Origin of the sequence: Spiroplasma endosymbiont of Amphimallon solstitiale, assembly GCF_964030965.1 — a bacterium.
In the GTDB taxonomy this organism is placed as follows: Bacteria; Bacillota_I; Bacilli_A; order Mycoplasmatales; family VBWQ01; genus Spiroplasma_E.
The window spans coordinates 1,403,343-1,421,984 of record NZ_OZ034999.1 but is presented as its reverse complement, the minus strand read 5'-3'; the positions used below and the strand labels follow the sequence as shown (position 1 = coordinate 1,421,984).

Genomic DNA, 18,642 nt, shown 5'->3' with positions numbered 1-18,642 from the left:
TAGTAATTCCAATTACTATTTCTTTTTTAAATAGCGTTATAATATTAATTGATAGAAAGGGTGATTATAATGAAAAATGATGAAATAATCAAAGAAGATATTATTATTATTATTATGGATGGTAATATTAAATTAATGAATAAAGCATTAAATGAGAAAAAGGTTGTATTAGCAGCAATTGAATTAGGAAAACATGCTCAACATACAATTGATATTGGTTGATCTGAACATTTTCAAGCATATGCTAAATTAAAAAGTACAACTACTACTGGTACTTGTTTTTGTAAAAAACCAGCAACTCATTTAGTTTATTTTTGACGATAATAAGATAATATAATTTTTAAATAATTTAATTAACTACTAGATGAGAATTAAAAATAAATTCTTTATCTAATTGATTTTGATATTCTGGATTTGTTATTAATCTTTGTTTTAGTTTTGGTTTATAATAAGTAAAATAAATAATAGTAGCAATTATAATAAATACTCAAAACATTAAAAACTTAATTGCAATTGCAATTAATATGATTCCTCTGTTGCTTACTAAATCATGAATCATATTATAATTAAAAATAATGAATTGACTAATTAAAAATAATAAACAGATAATAAACATAATTCATTCAATAACTTTTATTTTTATTTTTTCCTGAATTGTAAAATTAAAAAGGACACTTATATAAAAATTAAATTGTGTTAATTCTATAATTAAGAAAAGAAAGGAATTAGCACAATGTATAAGTATCTGACTATTGAATCAATAATAGCAATAAAAGAATATAAAAGTTATGGATTTTCGATTCGTAAAATAGCAAAAGCCATTGATTATAGTAAATCAACTGTACATAGAGTTTGTAGATTATTAAATCAAAACTTATTACCATTAGAAATATTGAATAAAATTCAAAAAAATAAACAAAATGCAGGTAGAAAATTAATAATTTTAACTTTAATAGAAATTAATACTATTAATCATTTGTTAATTACTAAAAATTATGCTCTTGATATAATTGCTAATTTTTTAAAGGAAAATAAAATAAAAAGTATTTCAACAAAAACTTTATATAACATGTTTAAAACAAATCGAATGGGTTTTGATGAAAATAACTTATTGAGAAAAGGAAAAAATAAACCTCACAAACAAAAAGAAACTAGGGGCAGAATTAATAATTGTAAGTCTATTCATGAAAGAAATTTAATCATTCCTAATATTAAAAATATAGAAGAATTTGGTCATTTAGAAGGTGATACTATCATTGGTAAAGATCATAAAAGTTCTATTATTACTTTAGCTGATATATGATCAAAAACCACAATTCCTTTAGCAACTAAAAATAATAAATCAGAAAATATTACAAAAAGTATAATAAAATTTATTTCAAAGTTACAAAAAGGAACAGTTAAAACTATTACTTTTGATCGTGGTAAAGAATTTAGTAAATGAAAATTAATCGAAAAAAATTGTAATGTTAAGATTTATTTTGCAGATCCTGGTAAACCTTGTCAAAGAGGTTTAAATGAAAATAATAATGGTATTTTAAGAAGATATTTACCAAAATCTACAGATCTATCTTCATATAAACAAAAAGATTTAAATACTATAGCATTTCAAATTAATTCTACACCCAGAAAATCACTATCTTATAAAAGACCAATAGATTTAATACAATTATTTTAAAAAACTGTCCCATTTATATTTACAATTCAGGTTAAAAGAAAAAAATGATAATTGGTTTAAGTTAATTCTAAACATTGAAATAATACCACCAATAACAGTAGATGGTAAAATGATATATTGCATAAAGCCGATTATTCATCCTCAAAAACGACCAAAAGTTGCTCTAACATAAATATATGCTCCAACCATTATTACCAGCATAAACTTTACTACATTTTAAAAAAGCACATGTACTAACACTAGCCATTATAGCACCTAAAATCATAATTCAGATTAGATGTAATCCAACTCCGCCATTATTTCAATAATATATTCCTATAAAAGACATAGGAAAAGCTATTGTGCAAGTATAATTAAATCCAAAGTCACACCAGTTCTCCTAAGCCTATTTTTTGCTGCTTTGTTTTTTGTTTTAAAGACTTATTTAAAACTTTTTGTGTGCTCATAGAATCCTCCTTTGAATTTATTTAATATTAACGATAATTATATAGTATATTTTATTTGAAATACAATAAAAACTATTTCTTTTTTGTAGAAAATAAATATTAGTAAATAGTTTAATAACATTGATTGATAATTAACAAAATATTTAAAATATAATTTAATCAATAAGTAAACATTGCAACTTGTTAAATGATTATGATATTATGGTTTTATGATTACTTTACCTGAACATATTAAAGGAGAAAAACATGAGTTATAATCACCAACAAATAGAAAAAAAATGACAGCAGTATTGATTAAAAAATGAAACTTTTAAAACAAACATTGATGATAATAAAAAACCAAAATCATATATTCTTGATATGTTCCCTTATCCTTCAGGATCAGGTTTACATGTTGGCCATCCTAAAGGTTATTGTGCTACTGATGTTATTTCACGAGTTAAAATAATGAATGGTTTTAATGTTTTGCATCCAATTGGTTGAGATGCTTTTGGTTTACCAACTGAGCAATATGCCTTAAATACAGGTAATAATCCAGAAACATTTACTAAACAAAACATTAATAATTTTCGTAAACAATTACAAAGTATTGGTCTAAGTTTTGATTATAATAAAGAAGTTAATACTACAGATCCTCAATATTATAAGTGAACACAATGAATTTTCATTAAACTTTATGAACAAGGGTTAGCTGAAATTAAAGATGTTGAAGTTAATTTTTGTGAACAGCTAGGAACTGTTTTAGCTAATGAAGAAATAATTAACATTAATGGTCATATGGTTTCTGAACGTGGTAATTTCCCAGTTATTAAAAAACCAATGCGTCAATGGGTTTTAAAAATTACTAAGTATGCTGAAAAATTATTAAAAGGATTAGATGATTTAGACTGACCAAATAGTGTTAAGGAATTACAACGTAATTGAATTGGTAAAAGTGTTGGAACACTAGTTGATTTTATAGTTGAAAATAATAAATGTAAGGTTTCTATTTTTACTTCAAGGGTTGATACTATTTTTGGTGTTTCATTTTTAGTACTTGCTCCTGAACATCCATTAATTCATGATTTAACAACTAGTGAATATTCGCAAGCAGTTACTCAATACTGTTTAGATGCTAAAACTAAAACAGATTTAATGCGTCAAGGAGATGATACTTTAAAATCTGGTGTTTTTACTGGAAGTTATGCTATTCATCCTTTTACTAAAAGTAAATTACCAATTTGAGTTGGTGATTATGTTTTAAATCATTATGGGACAGGAGCAATTATGGGTGTTCCTGCACATGATAGTCGTGATTTTATTTTTGCTAAAAATAAAAAGTTACCAATCATTTTTATTATGAAAACTAATAATAAAAATGAACCATTTTTGGGTACTAGTGAATATATTAACTCTGATTTTATTAATGGTAAGGATTTAGAAACAGCTACTAATTTAATTGTTAAAAAAATACTAACTTTAAAACAAGGAAAAGTACATACTGCATATAAGTTACGAGATTGACTTTTTTCTCGTCAACGTTATTGAGGTGAACCTTTTCCGATAATTTATTGAGAAGATGGTACAATGTCAACAGTAGATGAACAACAATTACCACTATTATTACCAAAAATGACTAATATTAAGCCATCTAATTCAGGGAATGCACCTTTAACTAATGCACCAAATTCCTGATTACATGTAACTAGAAAAGATGGTGTAAAAGGAAAAAGAGAAATTAATACAATGCCACAATGAGCAGGTAGTTGTTGATATTATTTAGCATATATTTTAAAAAATGATGATGGTACTTATTGTGATTTTAATAGTGCTATTGCGCAAAAACGTTTTAACTATTGATTACCGGTTGATTTATATATTGGTGGTCAAGAACATGCTGTTTTACATTTATTGTATGCTCGTTTCTGACATTTAGTGCTATATGATTTAAAGTTAGTTAATGTTAAAGAGCCATTTTTAAAATTGGTAAATCAGGGTATGATTCTTGGTGAAAATAATGAAAAAATGTCTAAATCACGCGGTAATGTTGTTAATCCAGATGATATTATTAATGAATATGGTGCTGATACTTTGCGAATATATGAAATGTTTATGGGGCCATTAACAGCATCTTTACCGTGATTAAATAGTGGTTTAGTTGGTTGTTATAAGTTTTTAATGCGTATTTATCGTCTTGTTAATAAAGATGAGTATAAAATAAAAATTACTACCAAGAATGATAAATCATTAGATACAATTTATCATCAAACTGTAAAAAAAGTAACTAATGATATTAATGATTTAAATTTTAATACTGCTATTGCACAACTTATGATTTTTATCAATGCATGTTATAAAGCACCAACTATTTATCAACAATATTTAGTTAATTTTTTAAAATTATTAAATCCATTTGCTCCACATATTGCTGAAGAATTATGATTTCAATTTGGTAATAAAGAAAGTATTAATAAAAGTCAGTTTCCAAGTTATGATGAAAAATTTTTGATTACTAGTGAAGTTACTATTGCTATTCAGATTAATGGTAAAACGAAAATAACTTTAGTAGTAAAAGAAAATTTAAACAATCAAGAACTTTTAAAAGTAGTTAATAATGAAGAAAAAGTAAAACATTGATTGCAAGATAAAACAATTATTAAGACAATTTGTATACCAAATAAGATTGTTAATTTTGTTGTTAAGTAAAGGAGGAATAATGAAAGTTGCTATTATTTTTGCAGCAGGAATTGGCAGTAGATTACAACCTATCTCAAATAATGTTCATAAATCGTTAATTAAATTTAAAGGTTTAACTTTAATTGAACATATAATTAATCATTTAATTGAAATACATGATTTAAAAAAAATTATTGTCATTACTGGTCATTTAAAAGATGAATTTAATTTTCTTACTCATAAATATTCAAAATTAATCTTAATAAATAATCAACATTTCCTTGATTATAATAGTGGTTATGCTTTGACATTAGTATCATCATATTTTAATGGTCAAGATGATATTTTTATTATTTGTGGTGATATGATTAGTACAAAAAATATTTTTTTAAATAATTTTTCAACTAATATGATGGTCGCTATTAATCGTGATCATGATAATATCAAAGAAGATTGAAGTTATAAATTAAACAAGGATGGTAATATTATTGATATTATTAAAAGTAAAAAAAAGGATAGTTTCTTGGCGGGAGAATGAAGTTATATTACTAAAAAATGAGCAAAAGTTCTTGGTGAAGATTTAATAAATCCACAACAAGAACTTGTATTGCAAACAACAATGGTTGGTAAGTATTTAATTAGTAATAGTATTAAACATAATTTTGAATTAAAACCTTATGTTTTATCATTTGATTGCCATTGGGATGTTGATAATATTATTGATTTAGAACGAACTAATAAATATTTTAAATAATTTAAGTAGTTAATTTTTTTCCAGAAGTTGTTGTTGAAACTACTGGAATTTCTTCACGATTACAACTATGTGCAACATTTTGGAATGGATTAGTAGTATTACCGTTTAATTTTAGTATTTCTGCTACTGATTCATTTTCTGGATCTAGTGCATCTACTTCTTTAAAACTAACTTGTCCATTACTATTTGTAGAAACATTATTGTTTTGATTAAAATTATCTTTATTTTTAATAATATTAACTGACTGATTTAGTTTAGGGTTTTTAGTTCGATTATTAAATAGTGAAACTAAAAGTTTTTTTAGTCATATGTATGGAAAAAAAGAAATATAAGTGACATCTTTTGCAAATTTTACAATTCAATTTCTACTACCACCAGAAGAAGTATTTGCTTTTTCTTTTTTATCTTTTTCACCTTGTAATTTATCAAAAATTTCTTTATTTGGTTGTTGCTGTTGTTGTGCTGACATAATTTTTCACATCCTTTTTTATTTAAAAATAATTAGGTTCCACTTATCTAATAAAAAAGAATAAGTCGAACCTAATGGTCTTTAATAATTTAGTTTATTATGATGTTAGTATAACATATTTTCAATTTTTAAGCACAATAATTAAAAAAATAACATCCTTACTTTTTAGTTAATAAATCATAATTTTATTTAAAAATATTTATTTTATCTTTTAATTTTTATGAAAAATTTTATACTGTATTTTGGATATTTTTAAAAATAAATATTTAAAAGAAAGGGAGAAAAAATATTATGAATGAAAAAGAAAAAGCAGCAAAATTATTACATGATGCAGAACAAGAACGTAGAAAACTTGATTTATTACTTTAATTTTGTAGAAAAGTAATGATACATTATAAAGTGTTATTTTTAGAGAATTTTTAAACTAAATAATGTTACTTTTAACAAATTTTTAATTAAAAATAATATTTTAAGTGTAAATTGATGAATAATTTTTGGTCATCCATACTTTTCTACATAATTAAAAATTTATTACTTGCAAAAGCTAAGAAACAAGAAGAGACATTAAAAAAAATTGAAGAAGAAAAACAAATAAACAAACATAAATCAAGAAATCCGAAAATTTAAGAGGCTTTTTAGAAATCTGTGTATCTTTGTTTTACAAAGTACTAGTTCAGATTAATTCTGTCTTCAAATTTTATCATAAAATGAGCAATTGCTGTATTTCAATTTTGAATAGGCAATGTTCATTTTTTTGTTATATTTTCAATTGCTAAATAAAATATTTTAAAAACTGACATATCATTAGGAAAAGCTTTTTTGTTTCTAATAACTTTTCGTAATTGACTATTAACAGATTCAATAGCATTTGTTGTATAAATTACTCTTTTGATTTCTGCAGGATAACTAATAAAAATCATCAAATTTTCTCAATTTTTATATCAAGATTTAGCAATTTGGGGATATTGTTTATTTCATTTACTTTCAAATGATTCTAAAGCTTGCATTGCTTGTTCTTCACTACATGCACTATAAATTGGTTTTAAATCTGTAACTAGAGTTTTTCGATGTTTGTATGAAACATATTTTAAACTATTTCGAATTTGATGAACAATGCATAATTGATGTTCTGTTTTAGGATAAACTGCTTGTATTGCTTCTGACATGCCTGTTAAATTATCACTACAAGCAATCAAAATATCATTTAAGCCTCGATTTTTCATTTCTGTGAAATTAGCTAATCAAAATTTAGCACCTTCATTTTCACTAATTCATAAGCCTAAAACATCTTTTTTACCTTCTAAATCAACTCCTAATGCTATATAAACTGATTTATTAATAATCCGTTTATCTTGTCGAACTTTAACTACTATACAATCAAAATAAACAATCGGATAAACGCTTTCTAATGGTCGATTTTGTCATGCTTTGACATCATCAATAACATCATCAGTAATTTGACTAATAACACTTTCACTAATATCAGCACCATGATATAACTCTTGTAACTGCATTCTAATGTCAGATAGAGTCATACCTTTTGCATATAGTGAAAGCACTTGTTGATCAAAACCATCAAATCTTCGCTGTCTTTTTGCAACTATTACAGGAGTAAAATCACTATTGCGATCTCTTGGTACATCAATCTCAATTTTACCTTGTTGAGTTATTAATTTTTTTGAACTTGTACCATTACGAGCATTTTCAGTATTACTATGTTGATTTTTTTCATATCCTAAATAATTTTGCATTTCAGAATTCAACATTTTTTCAACTAAACGTTTTGTTAATTCTTTATATAAACCCCCTTCTTTAAAAACTGTTGTTAAATCTCCAGTATTTTCTAATAATAAATCTACTGCTTTTGATATTGGATCATTATTATTAATATTTTGTTTTTTAGCCATCTGTAACTCACTCTTTCTAGTCATTTAATTATATTTACTAGAATTAATTAAACATAGTTATTTTTGTAAGTTACACAGATTACTAAACATTGCCAAATTTAAATCTCATTATTTAATTTTAGATAAAAACTCATGTAATAAAATTGTAATTTTATATAGTTTTAATATAGTTCTAAATTTATTATTTTATTTTAAAAAGAAATATATTGAAATTAAAGGTTATTCAGAAAAATTAAATAACATTTATAAATTCAAAAAATATCCATAAATTAAAATAATTAAAAGCTTAGTTATTATGTTTAATAATACTTACTGACAATAGATATTTTTCATAAATTAAATAAATATTAATTTAAAGGGCGTATTAATTTAATAGATAGATTTAGAAATAACAAAGAACGATATAACTATCGTTCTTTGTTATCCAATTATGAATCTAAGGGTTAAACTGATGCGCCCACCAATTTTATTAATTTATTACACATATATCTAATTTCTTATATCTTTTATTTTTTCTGATATAGTACTTAATTGTAAACTTAATATAAGTTTTAATTTTTAACCATTACTTTAGTTTAAAAGTAAATGGTTTTTTATATTTCCTGAATTGTAAATATAAATGGGACAGTTTTTTAAAATAATTGTATTAAATCTATTGGTCTTTTATAAGATAGTGATTTTCTGGGTGTAGAATTAATTTGAAATGCTATAGTATTTAAATCTTTTTGTTTATATGAAGATAGATCTGTAGATTTTGGTAAATATCTTCTTAAAATACCATTATTATTTTCATTTAAACCTCTTTGACAAGGTTTACCAGGATCTGCAAAATAAATCTTAACATTACAATTTTTTTCGATTAATTTTCATTTACTAAATTCTTTACCACGATCAAAAGTAATAGTTTTAACTGTTCCTTTTTGTAACTTTGAAATAAATTTTATTATACTTTTTGTAATATTTTCTGATTTATTATTTTTAGTTGCTAAAGGAATTGTGGTTTTTGATCATATATCAGCTAAAGTAATAATAGAACTTTTATGATCTTTACCAATGATAGTATCACCCTCTAAATGACCAAATTCTTCTATATTTTAATATTAGGAATGATTAAATTTCTTTCATGAATAGACTTACAATTATTAATTCTGCCCCTAGTTTCTTTTTGTTTGTGAGGTTTATTTTTTCCTTTTCTCAATAAGTTATTTTCATCAAAACCCATTCGATTTGTTTTAAACATGTTATATAAAGTTTTTGTTGAAATACTTTTTATTTTATTTTCCTTTAAAAAATTAGCAATTATATCAAGAGCATAATTTTTAGTAATTAACAAATGATTAATAGTATTAATTTCTATTAAAGTTAAAATTATTAATTTTCTACCTGCATTTTGTTTATTTTTTTGAATTTTATTCAATATTTCTAATGGTAATAAGTTTTGATTTAATAATCTACAAACTCTATGTACAGTTGATTTACTATAATCAATGGCTTTTGCTATTTTACGAATCGAAAATCCATAACTTTTATATTCTTTTATTGCTATTATTGATTCAATAGTCAGATACTTATACATTGTGCTAATTCCTTTCTTTTCTTAATTATAGAATTAACACAATTTAATTTTTATATAAGTGTCCTTTTTAATTTTACAATTCAGGTTTTAAAAAGGAGATAAAAAGAAAAATGAAAATACAAAATAAAATTATACTAAGTTCAACCATTTTCGGTGAAGTTATAGGAAATATTGCTGGATGATATTCAATCCCAACAATGATTGCTGAATGATTAGATATTATGGAATATGATTTTATTGATAATTATATAAACAATGATTTTAATCCATATCGTTCTACAGTTAAAGGTGTTTTAATATGAGGTTTAATTTCAGCAGTAACAATGGCAATAACTTCAACTGTTAGTGTAAAAACTGTTGAATATGTAAAAGTACTTTATGAAAATAGAAGACAAACAAATAGTAGAGAAATTGATGAAACAACACCTTTACTATCACAAACACAAATAAATTCAATAAATAATAATGAAGTAGAACCACCATTAGTATTAAATCCAGCAATAACTGCAATTTTATAATTAATATGGAGCGGAAAAGATATGAAAAAAATATTATTACTACTTGCAATAAGTAATACTTTATCAATGATCAATAGTAATTTTTCTTATAATATTAATTCAAATTTAACAAGCACAATAAAAAGTAATCATGAAATTAATTTTTTAGCAACAGCAGATATTCATGCTGGATATCCTCAATCAGTTAGTGACAAAACAATTAGTGCCCTTGCTAAACATTTACCAGAAAATAATAATAGAGGTGTTATTATTTCTGGTGATTTAACAGGTTATGTTAAATATACAGGGAATTTATTTTCTTATAAATTAATGTTAGCATCAATCTCTAATCATCTTTTAGCAGGTTTTGGTAACCATGATTCTGATACTACTTGTAAAGTTAATTAAACTTGACTTAACCAAAATATTGTTAAACAAAATGCTATGACAGCAGCTCACTTACTCTATTATACTTCAAAAAATGAAGTTCCTGTATATTCTTGAAATTGATTAGGTATACATTTTGTTCAATGAAGTTTAGCCCCAATAATAAAGATACTTCAGGTTGAAATTTTGAAAGAAGTGATCCTAGGCCAGCATTAACTGAATTACAAAAAGATTTAGAAATAAATGTTGGTTTAAGTAATATGCCAATTGTTTTAGCTTTTCATTATGGATATGATGATTTTTCAATTGATCAAGAATGATGAAGTAAAGAACAAAGAACTGAATTTGAAAATGCAATTTTAGCAAAATATAATGTTATTTTAATGTTAACTGGACATCAACACTTTATACCAATCAAATATGATGAAAAAATAATTGCAGTTAATGTTGGTAAAAAAACAATTTATGATGTTTTAAGTGGTACTGCACTTTTTGGTGGTTATTCTGAAATTTCTATAAATAAAACTAACAAAGAAATTACAATTAAACGTCATAACGTACAACAAAATGATGAAATTGTTATTAATAAAAAAATTAAATATTAATTAAAATTAAAAACTAAGTTTTAATAAAACTTAGTTTTTTTAAATATACAAATTTTTTATTTATTATAATTTGGTGCTTCTTTTGTTAGTTCAACATCATGAGGATGTGATTCTCTTAAACCAGCACTTGAAATTTTTACAAATTTAGAATCTTGGATTAAAGATAAAATATTTTTAGCACCAACATAACCCATACCACTTCTAATACCACCAACTAATTGAAAAACAACATCTTGTACTTTTCCTTTAAAAGGAACACGTGCTTCAATTCCTTCTGGCACTAATTTTTTAATTCCTTTTTGAAAATAACGATCACTACTACCACGTTTCATGGCAACTAATGAACCCATACCAACATAATTTTTATATTTTTTACCATTGACAATAATTCTTTAATTTTGTAGAAAAGTAGTGGTATTAGTAAAATTAGCAAAAATATATTTTTATATGGTATTTTTAATATTAAAGAGGTGATTTTAAATGAATAAAAATACAGTAAAAGAAATTTTAAATAATTTGTCTGATAAAGATTTTATTGAGATTTTTAGAGAAAATAAAACTAGAATTAAACAAATTGAGAAAAAAGAAAAATTTGAAGCAGTCGAACAAAAATTCAAAGAGAAAGGGATTCAATGTCCAGATTGTAGTTCTTTTTTGTGTACTAAATATGGTAGTAAAGATTATAAGCAAAGATATAAATGTAAAAGTTGTAATATTACTTTTCATGCTTTTAAAAATCATTATTTTTATTGAAGTCATTTATCTCATGATCAATGAGATTTATTGATACAAATAGCTACTTTAGGTCAATCTGCTTACATTATTTCTCAATTTATTAATACTACAAATAAAACTGCCTGATTTAATCGTCAAAAATTTATGAAATCAACACAATTAGTAAAAACACAAAATCAATTTGTAAAATTAAAAGCTAGAATTGAAGTTGACGAAACTTTTATCAAAGAAATTCATAAAGGAAACTTTAAAGATCCAAATGATCCAAGAAAACAATGAATTGAAGAAAATGCTAAAGATTTAAATTGTTGTATTCAAATGGCAATTGATGAAAACCGAAATATCTATGCTCAAACAACAAATACTAAAAGATTAAATAAAAAATGAGTACAAGAAAACTTAACATCGAAACTTATCGAAGAAAATTCAATTATAGTTTGTGATATGCAAGTATTATATGATACAGTAGCTAAACAAACTAAATCCACTATCCAGCAGTTTAAATCAAAAGAAAATAAAGAATTAAATTATAAAAAATTAAGTAATGTCAGTAAAATACAATCAAGTTTAAAAGAATTTATTACTCATTACCATGGCATTGGATTTACCAATATTCAAAATTACCTCAATTTATGGAAATGAAAATATCAACACTACGGATTAACCCCTTATCAAAAATCCAATGTGTTATATTTCAGTTTGTAAAAAAATAAATCCCAAAATTTAATAAAATCAAATTTTAAGTCAAGTTGATGACTTTTTTTATTTTACCACTACTTTTCTACAAAATTAAAACAATAATTTCCTCACCTGGTGATTCTTCTGTTCCGGCTAAAATGCTACCTAACATTACACAATTGCTACCAGCAGCAATTGCTTTTACAATATCACCAGAATATTTAATACCACCATCAGCAATGACAGTTACGTTTTTATTTTTTGCTCAATTATAAACATCATTAATAGCAGTAATTTGCTTTAATTTTGTAGAAAAGTAATGATACATGATAAAGTGTTATTTTTAGAGAATTTTTACACTAAATAATGTTACTTTTAACAAATTTTTAATTAAAAATAATATTTTAAGTGTAAATTGATGAATAATTTTTGGTCATCCATACTTTTCTACATAATTAAAAGTAATTTGTGGCACACCAACTCCTGCTATTATTCTAGTAGTACAAATGCTACCAGGACCAACACCAACTTTAATACAATTTGCGCCAGCTTCATAAAGTGCTTGTGCTCCAGCTGCAGTACAAATATTCTTTAATTTTGTAGAAAAGTAGTGGTATTAGTAAAATTAGCAAAAATATATTTTTATATGGTATTTTTAATATTAAAGAGGTGATTTTAAATGAATAAAATACAGTAAAAGAAATTTTAAATAATTTGTCTGATAAAGATTTTATTGAGATTTTTAGAGAAAATAAAACTAGAATTAAACAAATTGAGAAAAAAGAAAAATTTGAAGCAGTCGAACAAAAATTCAAAGAGAAAGGGATTCAATGTCCAGATTGTAGTTCTTTTTTGTGTACTAAATATGGTAGTAAAGATTATAAGCAAAGATATAAATGTAAAAGTTGTAATATTACTTTTCATGCTTTTAAAAATCATTATTTTTATTGAAGTCATTTATCTCATGATCAATGAGATTTATTGATACAAATAGCTACTTTAGGTCAATCTGCTTACATTATTTCTCAATTTATTAATACTACAAATAAAACTGCCTGATTTAATCGTCAAAAATTTATGAAATCAACACAATTAGTAAAAACACAAAATCAATTTGTAAAATTAAAAGCTAGAATTGAAGTTGACGAAACTTTTATCAAAGAAATTCATAAAGGAAACTTTAAAGATCCAAATGATCCAAGAAAACAATGAATTAAAGAAAATGCTAAAGATTTAAATTGTTGTATTCAAATGGCAATTGATGAAAACCGAAATATCTATGCTCAAACAACAAATACTAAAAGATTAAATAAAAAATGAGTACAAGAAAACTTAACATCGAAACTTATCGAAGAAAATTCAATTATAGTTTGTGATATGCAAGTATTATATGATACAGTAGCTAAACAAACTAAATCCACTATCCAGCAGTTTAAATCAAAAGAAAATAAAGAATTAAATTATAAAAAATTAAGTAATGTCAGTAAAATACAATCAAGTTTAAAAGAATTTATTACTCATTACCATGGCATTGGATTTACCAATATTCAAAATTACCTCAATTTATGGAAATGAAAATATCAACACTACGGATTAACCCCTTATCAAAAATCCAATGTGTTATATTTCAGTTTGTAAAAAAATAAATCCCAAAATTTAATAAAATCAAATTTTAAGTCAAGTTGATGACTTTTTTTATTTTACCACTACTTTTCTACAAAATTAAAACAAATATTTCCAGCAATAATATCTAATTTTGGATAAGTTTTACGAATTATTTTAACTGTTTTTAAAATCCCTAAACTATGACCATGTGCTGAATCAACAACTAATACATCAACTTTTGCTTTAACTAATGCCTCAACTCTTGCTAAAGTATCTTCACCAACACCAACAGCAGCACCAACTCTTAATCGTCCTTGATCATCTTTACAAGCATTTGGATAATCAATAGCTTTATCAATATCTTTTGTTGTAATTAAACCAATCAATTTATTATTTGAACCAACAATTGGTAGTTTTTCAATTTTATTTTTTAACATAACTTGTTTTGCTTGTTCGATTGTTGTTGTTTTATCACCAACAATTAAATTTTTGGTAGTCATAATATTTTTAACTAATGCATTATCATTATCAAGATATTTCAAATCACGATTAGTAACAATTCCAATTAGTTAATTTTCTTCATTTACAACAGGCAATCCAGAAATTCGATAAGTACTCATAATTGATTTTGCTTCACTAATTAAAGTTTGAACACCAATAGTAATTGGATCAGTAATAAAACCTGACTCATTTCTTTTCACTTTTTGTACTTCTAAAGCTTGTTCAGCAATTGATAAATTTTTATGAATAATGCCAATACCACCAACTCTTGCCATGGCAATTGCTAGATCAGATTCAGTAACTGTATCCATAGCAGCAGATAAAATTGGAATATTTAATTCAATTTTATTTGTTAATTTAGTTTTTAAAGAAACTTGATTTGGTAAAACTTCTGAATATCCTGGAACTAATAATACATCATCAAAAGTAATTCCTTCACATATTATTTTTTGATTTAAATCTTTATTCATAGTTTACTCCCATTCTATAGTACCTGGTGGCTTTGATGTAATATCATAAACTACTCTATTAACACCATCTACTTTATTAATAATCTCATTTGCAACTTCATCTAGAAATTCTCATGGTAAATGTGAACTTGTTGCTGTCATAAAGTCAATTGTATTAACACTTCTTAAACTAACAACATAATCATAAGTGCGATTATCACCCATTACGCCCACAGTTTTAACCTTTAATTTTGTAGAAAAGTAATGATACATGATAAAGTGTTATTTTTAGAGAATTTTTACACTAAATAATGTTACTTTTAACAAATTTTTAATTAAAAATAATATTTTAAGTGTAAATTGATGAATAATTTTTGGTCATCCATACTTTTCTACATAATTAAAAGTTTTAACTGGTAGCAAAGTGGCAAATGCTTGTGATACTTGATTATATATATTTTTTTCTTTCAATTTGGTAATAAAAATATGATCAACTTCTTGTAAAATTAAACATTTTTCTTTTGTTACTTCTTCTATAACTCTAACTCCTAATCCAGGACCAGGGAAAGGATGACGATTAATTAATGTTTCAGGTAACCCAAGTTTTAAACCAATTTCTCTTACTTCATCTTTAAATAAGGTTTTTAATGGTTCTAACAATTTAAATTGTAAATCATCAGGTAAACCACCAACATTATGATGAGTTTTAATTGTTTTTGAACTTGCATGTTTACTTGAAGATTCAATAATATCTGGATAAATTGTTCCTTGTGCTAAAAAATCAGCCGTTTTAAATTTTCTTGCTGCTGTTGTAAATACATCAATAAATTGTTTACCAATAATTTTTCTTTTTTCTTCAGCATTTTTAACACCTTTTAAAGCAATAAAAAAATGTTTACTTGCATCAATCATTTCAAGATTAAGTTTAAAATTTTGTTTATAAATTTCCATGACATCAATTGCTTCATTTTTTCTCAATAAACCTGTATCAACAAAAATGCAAGTTAACTGTTTACCAATTGCCTTAGAAATAATGGCAGCGGCAACTGAAGAATCAACTCCACCACTTAAACCTAAAATAACTTGTTTATCTTGGACTTTATTTTTAATTTCTGAAATTTGATTACTAATAAAATCATCTAAACTTCAATCTTTCGTACAACTTGCTATTGTAAATAAAAATTTTTCGATTATTTGCTTACCAAATTCTGAATGGGTAACTTCAGCATGAAATTGGATACCATAAATTGGTTTAGTCAAATGTGCAATTGCTGAAATTGAAGAATCAGAATGAGCTATTTGTATAAAATCTTTTGGAATTTTTGTTACATGATCAGCATGACTCATTCATACTTTTGATTGATTAGCAACTTTTTTAAATAATTTATTATTTGGTTGATCAAGATATAAAATTGATTTTCCAAATTCTTGTTCATCTGCCAATTCTACTTTCCCTTTAAAATGATTTGTCAATAATTGCATGCCATAACAAACGCCTAAAATGGCAACTGGTAAATTAAAAATTGCTTGATCAATTTTATAAGCATTTTGTAAATAAACACTTGATGGTCCACCAGATAAAATAATTGCTTTTAAGTTGGGATATGTTTTTATTTTTTGATAACTAAAAAACATAAAACTTCAGTATAAACATTTGCTTCTCTTACTCTTCTTGCTAATAATTGTGTATATTGACTTCCAAAATCTAAAATCAATACTTGTGTATTTATCATTTTTTTTCCTCCAAATATAATAGTAATTAAATCATTTTTTGACAAAAAATAAAATAGATTACAGTAATAATTATTTTATGATAGATTTTAATTTCTTTAAAATATAATTAAAAATATTGATATTAATGATAAGAGCATATGAAAAAGAGTAATCATTTATTAATGATTACTCTTAAAAGTTAAAATATAATTTAAAGAAATTAAGTTGTAACTGATCTGGCTTCATTTTCATGAATTTTAATTCGTTCTAATTCTGTTTCGGGTTCATTAAGTAAATATTTTATTGCTTCTTCTTCAGTCATTGGTATGAATTCTTGATCTAATTGATTTTGATAATCTAAATTTGATGCTAAACGCATTTTTAATTTTGGTTGATAATAAATAAAATATCAAATAACAGCAATTGCAATAAACATTCAAAACATTAAGAATTCAATAATAACAGCTATTAATACTTCCCCTCTTTTATTAATCATGTCATTAATCATACCATAGTTAAAAACAACAAACTGACTAAGTAAAAATAAACCACAAGCAACAAAAACAATTCATTCTCAAATTTTAATTTTAATTTGTTTACGATAACCCATAACACACGTGGCAGCTAACACAAAAATATATACAGCAATAGTAATGTTAGTAGAAAATCCTAGTACTGTATTAAAATCAAAAGGTGCACCAATTAAATCTGGGATTATTAACATAATAATACAAGCAATAATAGTAATAATTAAATTAGCTGTACTAGCACGCATTGCAATATTTTCTTTATTTAATTTGGCTAATTTTTCAGTAATATATCCTTCTTTGGCTAATGGTTGAATCATACCACCAGAATATAAAGAATTTTGCATAGCACCATTTAATTTCAATGATAAAGTAGAAATAACTAGTACAATCATACCAGTAATACCAGCAATTCCTGATATAACATTATTTGGATTATATTCATTAGTAGCTCCAGATCAACCATTTTGGCCATTTGTACCGTCAATAGTAATGGCACCAAATACTAATACTGATACAGCTAAATAAAAAATAGTTGATAATAATAAAACTATTAAAATACCTTTACCAAAGTTTTTAGTTGGATTTTTAACATTTTTTCCAACAACAATAAAAGTTTCAAAACCAATAAAGAAATAGAAGAATCCACTAAATGCATTATTAATTTTTGGTAAAGTTAAATTAATGTTTTTTGTTCCTTCAGCCGCTTGTGAAAATGCTAAACCTTTATTAGTTACTACCAAAATAATAGCACAAACAATTAAAAACAAAGCAGAACCTCATTTAATAATACCAGAAATATTAACAAATCAACGAAATCCCTTCATTCCAAAATACATGCAACTAGCAACAGCAGCATAAATAAAAATACCAATACTATCAATAATTAAACTCGATCATCGTTCAGGAACTCAATTAAAAATTGATAATTGATCTAAATTCACTCGAAACATAGAAATAATAGTTACAATAATTGTTGAAGGTAAAGTAATATATTGAATAAAACCAATTATTCATCCTCAAAAACGGCCAAAAACTCCACGAACATAAACATAAGCGCCACCATTAGTGTCATGATAAACACGACTACATTTAGTAAAAGCAAGTGCAGTTCCCGCAGCAATTAAAGCACATAATAAAATAACTCATAGCATATGTAAACCAACGCCACCATTATTTCAATAATAAATGCCAATTAATGCCATTGGAAATGCAATACCACAAGTATAGTTAAAACCAATTCATATTAATTCATTAAGACTAATTTTTTCATTATTAGCACGAGATGATTTTGCTCAAAATTTTAATTTTTTTAAATTAAACATTCAATTAGTAATTCCTTTCAAAAAATAAATTATTTTTAATTATAACTTAAAAAAAATATTTTTATGATAAAAAATATTTTTATTTTTTAATTATCAAAATTTTATGATATTAGAACAAAAGTAGTTTTAAAGTGA

Annotated in this window: 19 protein-coding genes and 5 pseudogenes; 10 read left to right on the top strand and 14 right to left on the bottom strand. The window is 24.4% G+C overall.

What is annotated here, in order from left to right; genetic code table 4:
• Positions 1-69: 69 nt before the first annotated feature.
• Positions 70-324, top strand: a complete 255-nt coding sequence (locus tag AAHH39_RS08870) for a hypothetical protein (RefSeq protein WP_342217805.1) — start codon at positions 70-72, stop codon at positions 322-324.
• Between the two features lie 25 nt (positions 325-349).
• Here the strand turns inward: AAHH39_RS08870 and AAHH39_RS08865 are convergent, their stop codons facing one another.
• On the bottom strand, positions 350-496 hold the full coding sequence (locus AAHH39_RS08865) for a hypothetical protein (protein WP_342217804.1): 147 nt from the start codon (positions 494-496) through the stop codon (positions 350-352).
• A gap of 237 nt (positions 497-733) precedes the next feature.
• Between AAHH39_RS08865 and AAHH39_RS08860 the strand changes: the two genes are divergently transcribed.
• On the top strand, positions 734-1,678 hold the full coding sequence (locus tag AAHH39_RS08860) for an IS30 family transposase (RefSeq protein WP_342217458.1): 945 nt from the start codon (positions 734-736) through the stop codon (positions 1,676-1,678).
• Here AAHH39_RS08860 and AAHH39_RS08855 read toward each other — a convergent pair.
• Positions 1,670-1,867 (bottom strand): hypothetical protein, encoded by a 198-nt coding sequence (locus tag AAHH39_RS08855; protein ID WP_342217803.1) that lies wholly within the window; start codon positions 1,865-1,867, stop codon positions 1,670-1,672. The genes AAHH39_RS08860 and AAHH39_RS08855 overlap by 9 nt on opposite strands.
• Before the next feature lie 503 nt (positions 1,868-2,370).
• Between AAHH39_RS08855 and leuS the strand changes: the two genes are divergently transcribed.
• Together leuS and AAHH39_RS08845 are read left to right on the top strand one after the other, a co-directional pair.
• Positions 2,371-4,809: a leucine--tRNA ligase gene (gene leuS, locus AAHH39_RS08850; protein ID WP_342217802.1), complete on the top strand. Its 2,439-nt coding sequence runs from the start codon at positions 2,371-2,373 to the stop codon at positions 4,807-4,809.
• A gap of 10 nt (positions 4,810-4,819) precedes the next feature.
• The gene (locus tag AAHH39_RS08845) at positions 4,820-5,533 is read left to right on the top strand and encodes a sugar phosphate nucleotidyltransferase (protein ID WP_342217801.1); all 714 of its coding nucleotides are present in this window, start codon (positions 4,820-4,822) and stop codon (positions 5,531-5,533) included.
• A 1-nt stretch (position 5,534) separates the two neighbouring features.
• Here AAHH39_RS08845 and AAHH39_RS08840 read toward each other — a convergent pair whose 3' ends face one another.
• Positions 5,535-6,002, bottom strand: coding sequence for a hypothetical protein (locus tag AAHH39_RS08840; RefSeq protein ID WP_342217800.1), 468 nt, complete (start codon positions 6,000-6,002; stop codon positions 5,535-5,537).
• Between the two features lie 483 nt (positions 6,003-6,485).
• Here AAHH39_RS08840 and AAHH39_RS08835 point away from each other — a divergent pair, with 483 nt between their 5' ends.
• Complete coding sequence (locus tag AAHH39_RS08835) at positions 6,486-6,629, top strand: hypothetical protein (RefSeq protein ID WP_342217799.1); 144 nt, start codon at positions 6,486-6,488, stop codon at positions 6,627-6,629.
• 41 nt (positions 6,630-6,670) lie between these two features.
• Here AAHH39_RS08835 and AAHH39_RS08830 read toward each other — a convergent pair whose 3' ends face one another.
• Entirely contained in the window at positions 6,671-7,909 is a 1,239-nt protein-coding gene (locus AAHH39_RS08830) for an IS256 family transposase (RefSeq protein WP_342219335.1), read from the bottom strand.
• Between the two features lie 632 nt (positions 7,910-8,541).
• Positions 8,542-9,485, bottom strand: a pseudogene (locus AAHH39_RS13450) (IS30 family transposase).
• A gap of 110 nt (positions 9,486-9,595) precedes the next feature.
• On the opposite strand from AAHH39_RS13450, the gene AAHH39_RS08820 reads away from it, so the two are divergent.
• From AAHH39_RS08820 to AAHH39_RS08810, 3 genes are all read left to right on the top strand, one after another.
• Positions 9,596-10,003, top strand: a complete 408-nt coding sequence (locus AAHH39_RS08820; RefSeq protein WP_342217797.1) for a hypothetical protein — start codon at positions 9,596-9,598, stop codon at positions 10,001-10,003.
• 21 nt (positions 10,004-10,024) lie between these two features.
• On the top strand, positions 10,025-10,390 hold the full coding sequence (locus tag AAHH39_RS08815) for a metallophosphoesterase (RefSeq protein WP_342217796.1): 366 nt from the start codon (positions 10,025-10,027) through the stop codon (positions 10,388-10,390).
• Positions 10,391-10,512: 122 nt separating this feature from the next.
• The gene (locus AAHH39_RS08810; protein WP_342217795.1) at positions 10,513-10,974 is read left to right on the top strand and encodes a hypothetical protein; all 462 of its coding nucleotides are present in this window, start codon (positions 10,513-10,515) and stop codon (positions 10,972-10,974) included.
• A gap of 56 nt (positions 10,975-11,030) precedes the next feature.
• Here AAHH39_RS08810 and AAHH39_RS08805 read toward each other — a convergent pair.
• A pseudogene (locus AAHH39_RS08805) lies at positions 11,031-11,351 on the bottom strand (IMP dehydrogenase); the annotation flags it as partial.
• Positions 11,352-11,454: 103 nt separating this feature from the next.
• On the opposite strand from AAHH39_RS08805, the gene AAHH39_RS08800 reads away from it, so the two are divergent.
• On the top strand, positions 11,455-12,414 hold the full coding sequence (locus tag AAHH39_RS08800) for a transposase-like zinc-binding domain-containing protein (RefSeq protein ID WP_342217794.1): 960 nt from the start codon (positions 11,455-11,457) through the stop codon (positions 12,412-12,414).
• A gap of 91 nt (positions 12,415-12,505) precedes the next feature.
• On the opposite strand, the pseudogene AAHH39_RS08795 reads toward AAHH39_RS08800, so the two are convergent.
• The 3 genes and pseudogenes from AAHH39_RS08795 to AAHH39_RS13440 all read right to left on the bottom strand — a co-directional run.
• Positions 12,506-12,685: pseudogene (locus AAHH39_RS08795) on the bottom strand (IMP dehydrogenase); the annotation flags it as partial.
• Positions 12,686-12,730: 45 nt separating this feature from the next.
• The gene (locus AAHH39_RS13445; RefSeq protein WP_425288903.1) at positions 12,731-12,862 is read right to left on the bottom strand and encodes a hypothetical protein; all 132 of its coding nucleotides are present in this window, start codon (positions 12,860-12,862) and stop codon (positions 12,731-12,733) included.
• Positions 12,857-12,976, bottom strand: a pseudogene (locus tag AAHH39_RS13440) (IMP dehydrogenase); the annotation flags it as partial. The gene AAHH39_RS13445 and the pseudogene AAHH39_RS13440, both read right to left, overlap by 6 nt.
• Positions 12,977-13,101: 125 nt before the next feature.
• On the opposite strand from AAHH39_RS13440, the gene AAHH39_RS08785 reads away from it, so the two are divergent.
• A complete protein-coding gene (locus AAHH39_RS08785) occupies positions 13,102-14,025 on the top strand; it encodes a transposase-like zinc-binding domain-containing protein (protein ID WP_342217793.1) in 924 nt (307 codons plus the stop codon).
• A gap of 92 nt (positions 14,026-14,117) precedes the next feature.
• Here the strand turns inward: AAHH39_RS08785 and guaB are convergent.
• From guaB to AAHH39_RS08755, 5 genes and pseudogenes are all read right to left on the bottom strand, one after another.
• Positions 14,118-14,963, bottom strand: a pseudogene (gene guaB, locus AAHH39_RS13435) (IMP dehydrogenase); the annotation flags it as partial.
• Positions 14,964-14,966: 3 nt separating this feature from the next.
• Positions 14,967-15,218: a hypothetical protein gene (locus AAHH39_RS08770; protein WP_425288925.1), complete on the bottom strand. Its 252-nt coding sequence runs from the start codon at positions 15,216-15,218 to the stop codon at positions 14,967-14,969.
• Positions 15,219-15,230: 12 nt separating this feature from the next.
• A complete protein-coding gene (gene guaA / locus AAHH39_RS08765; protein WP_342217789.1) occupies positions 15,231-16,577 on the bottom strand; it encodes a glutamine-hydrolyzing GMP synthase in 1,347 nt (448 codons plus the stop codon).
• The gene (locus AAHH39_RS08760) at positions 16,553-16,675 is read right to left on the bottom strand and encodes a hypothetical protein (protein WP_342217788.1); all 123 of its coding nucleotides are present in this window, start codon (positions 16,673-16,675) and stop codon (positions 16,553-16,555) included. The genes guaA and AAHH39_RS08760 overlap by 25 nt, the downstream gene beginning before the upstream one ends.
• A gap of 200 nt (positions 16,676-16,875) precedes the next feature.
• The gene (locus AAHH39_RS08755) at positions 16,876-18,507 is read right to left on the bottom strand and encodes an APC family permease (protein WP_342217787.1); all 1,632 of its coding nucleotides are present in this window, start codon (positions 18,505-18,507) and stop codon (positions 16,876-16,878) included.
• Between the last annotated feature and the right edge of the window lie 135 nt (positions 18,508-18,642).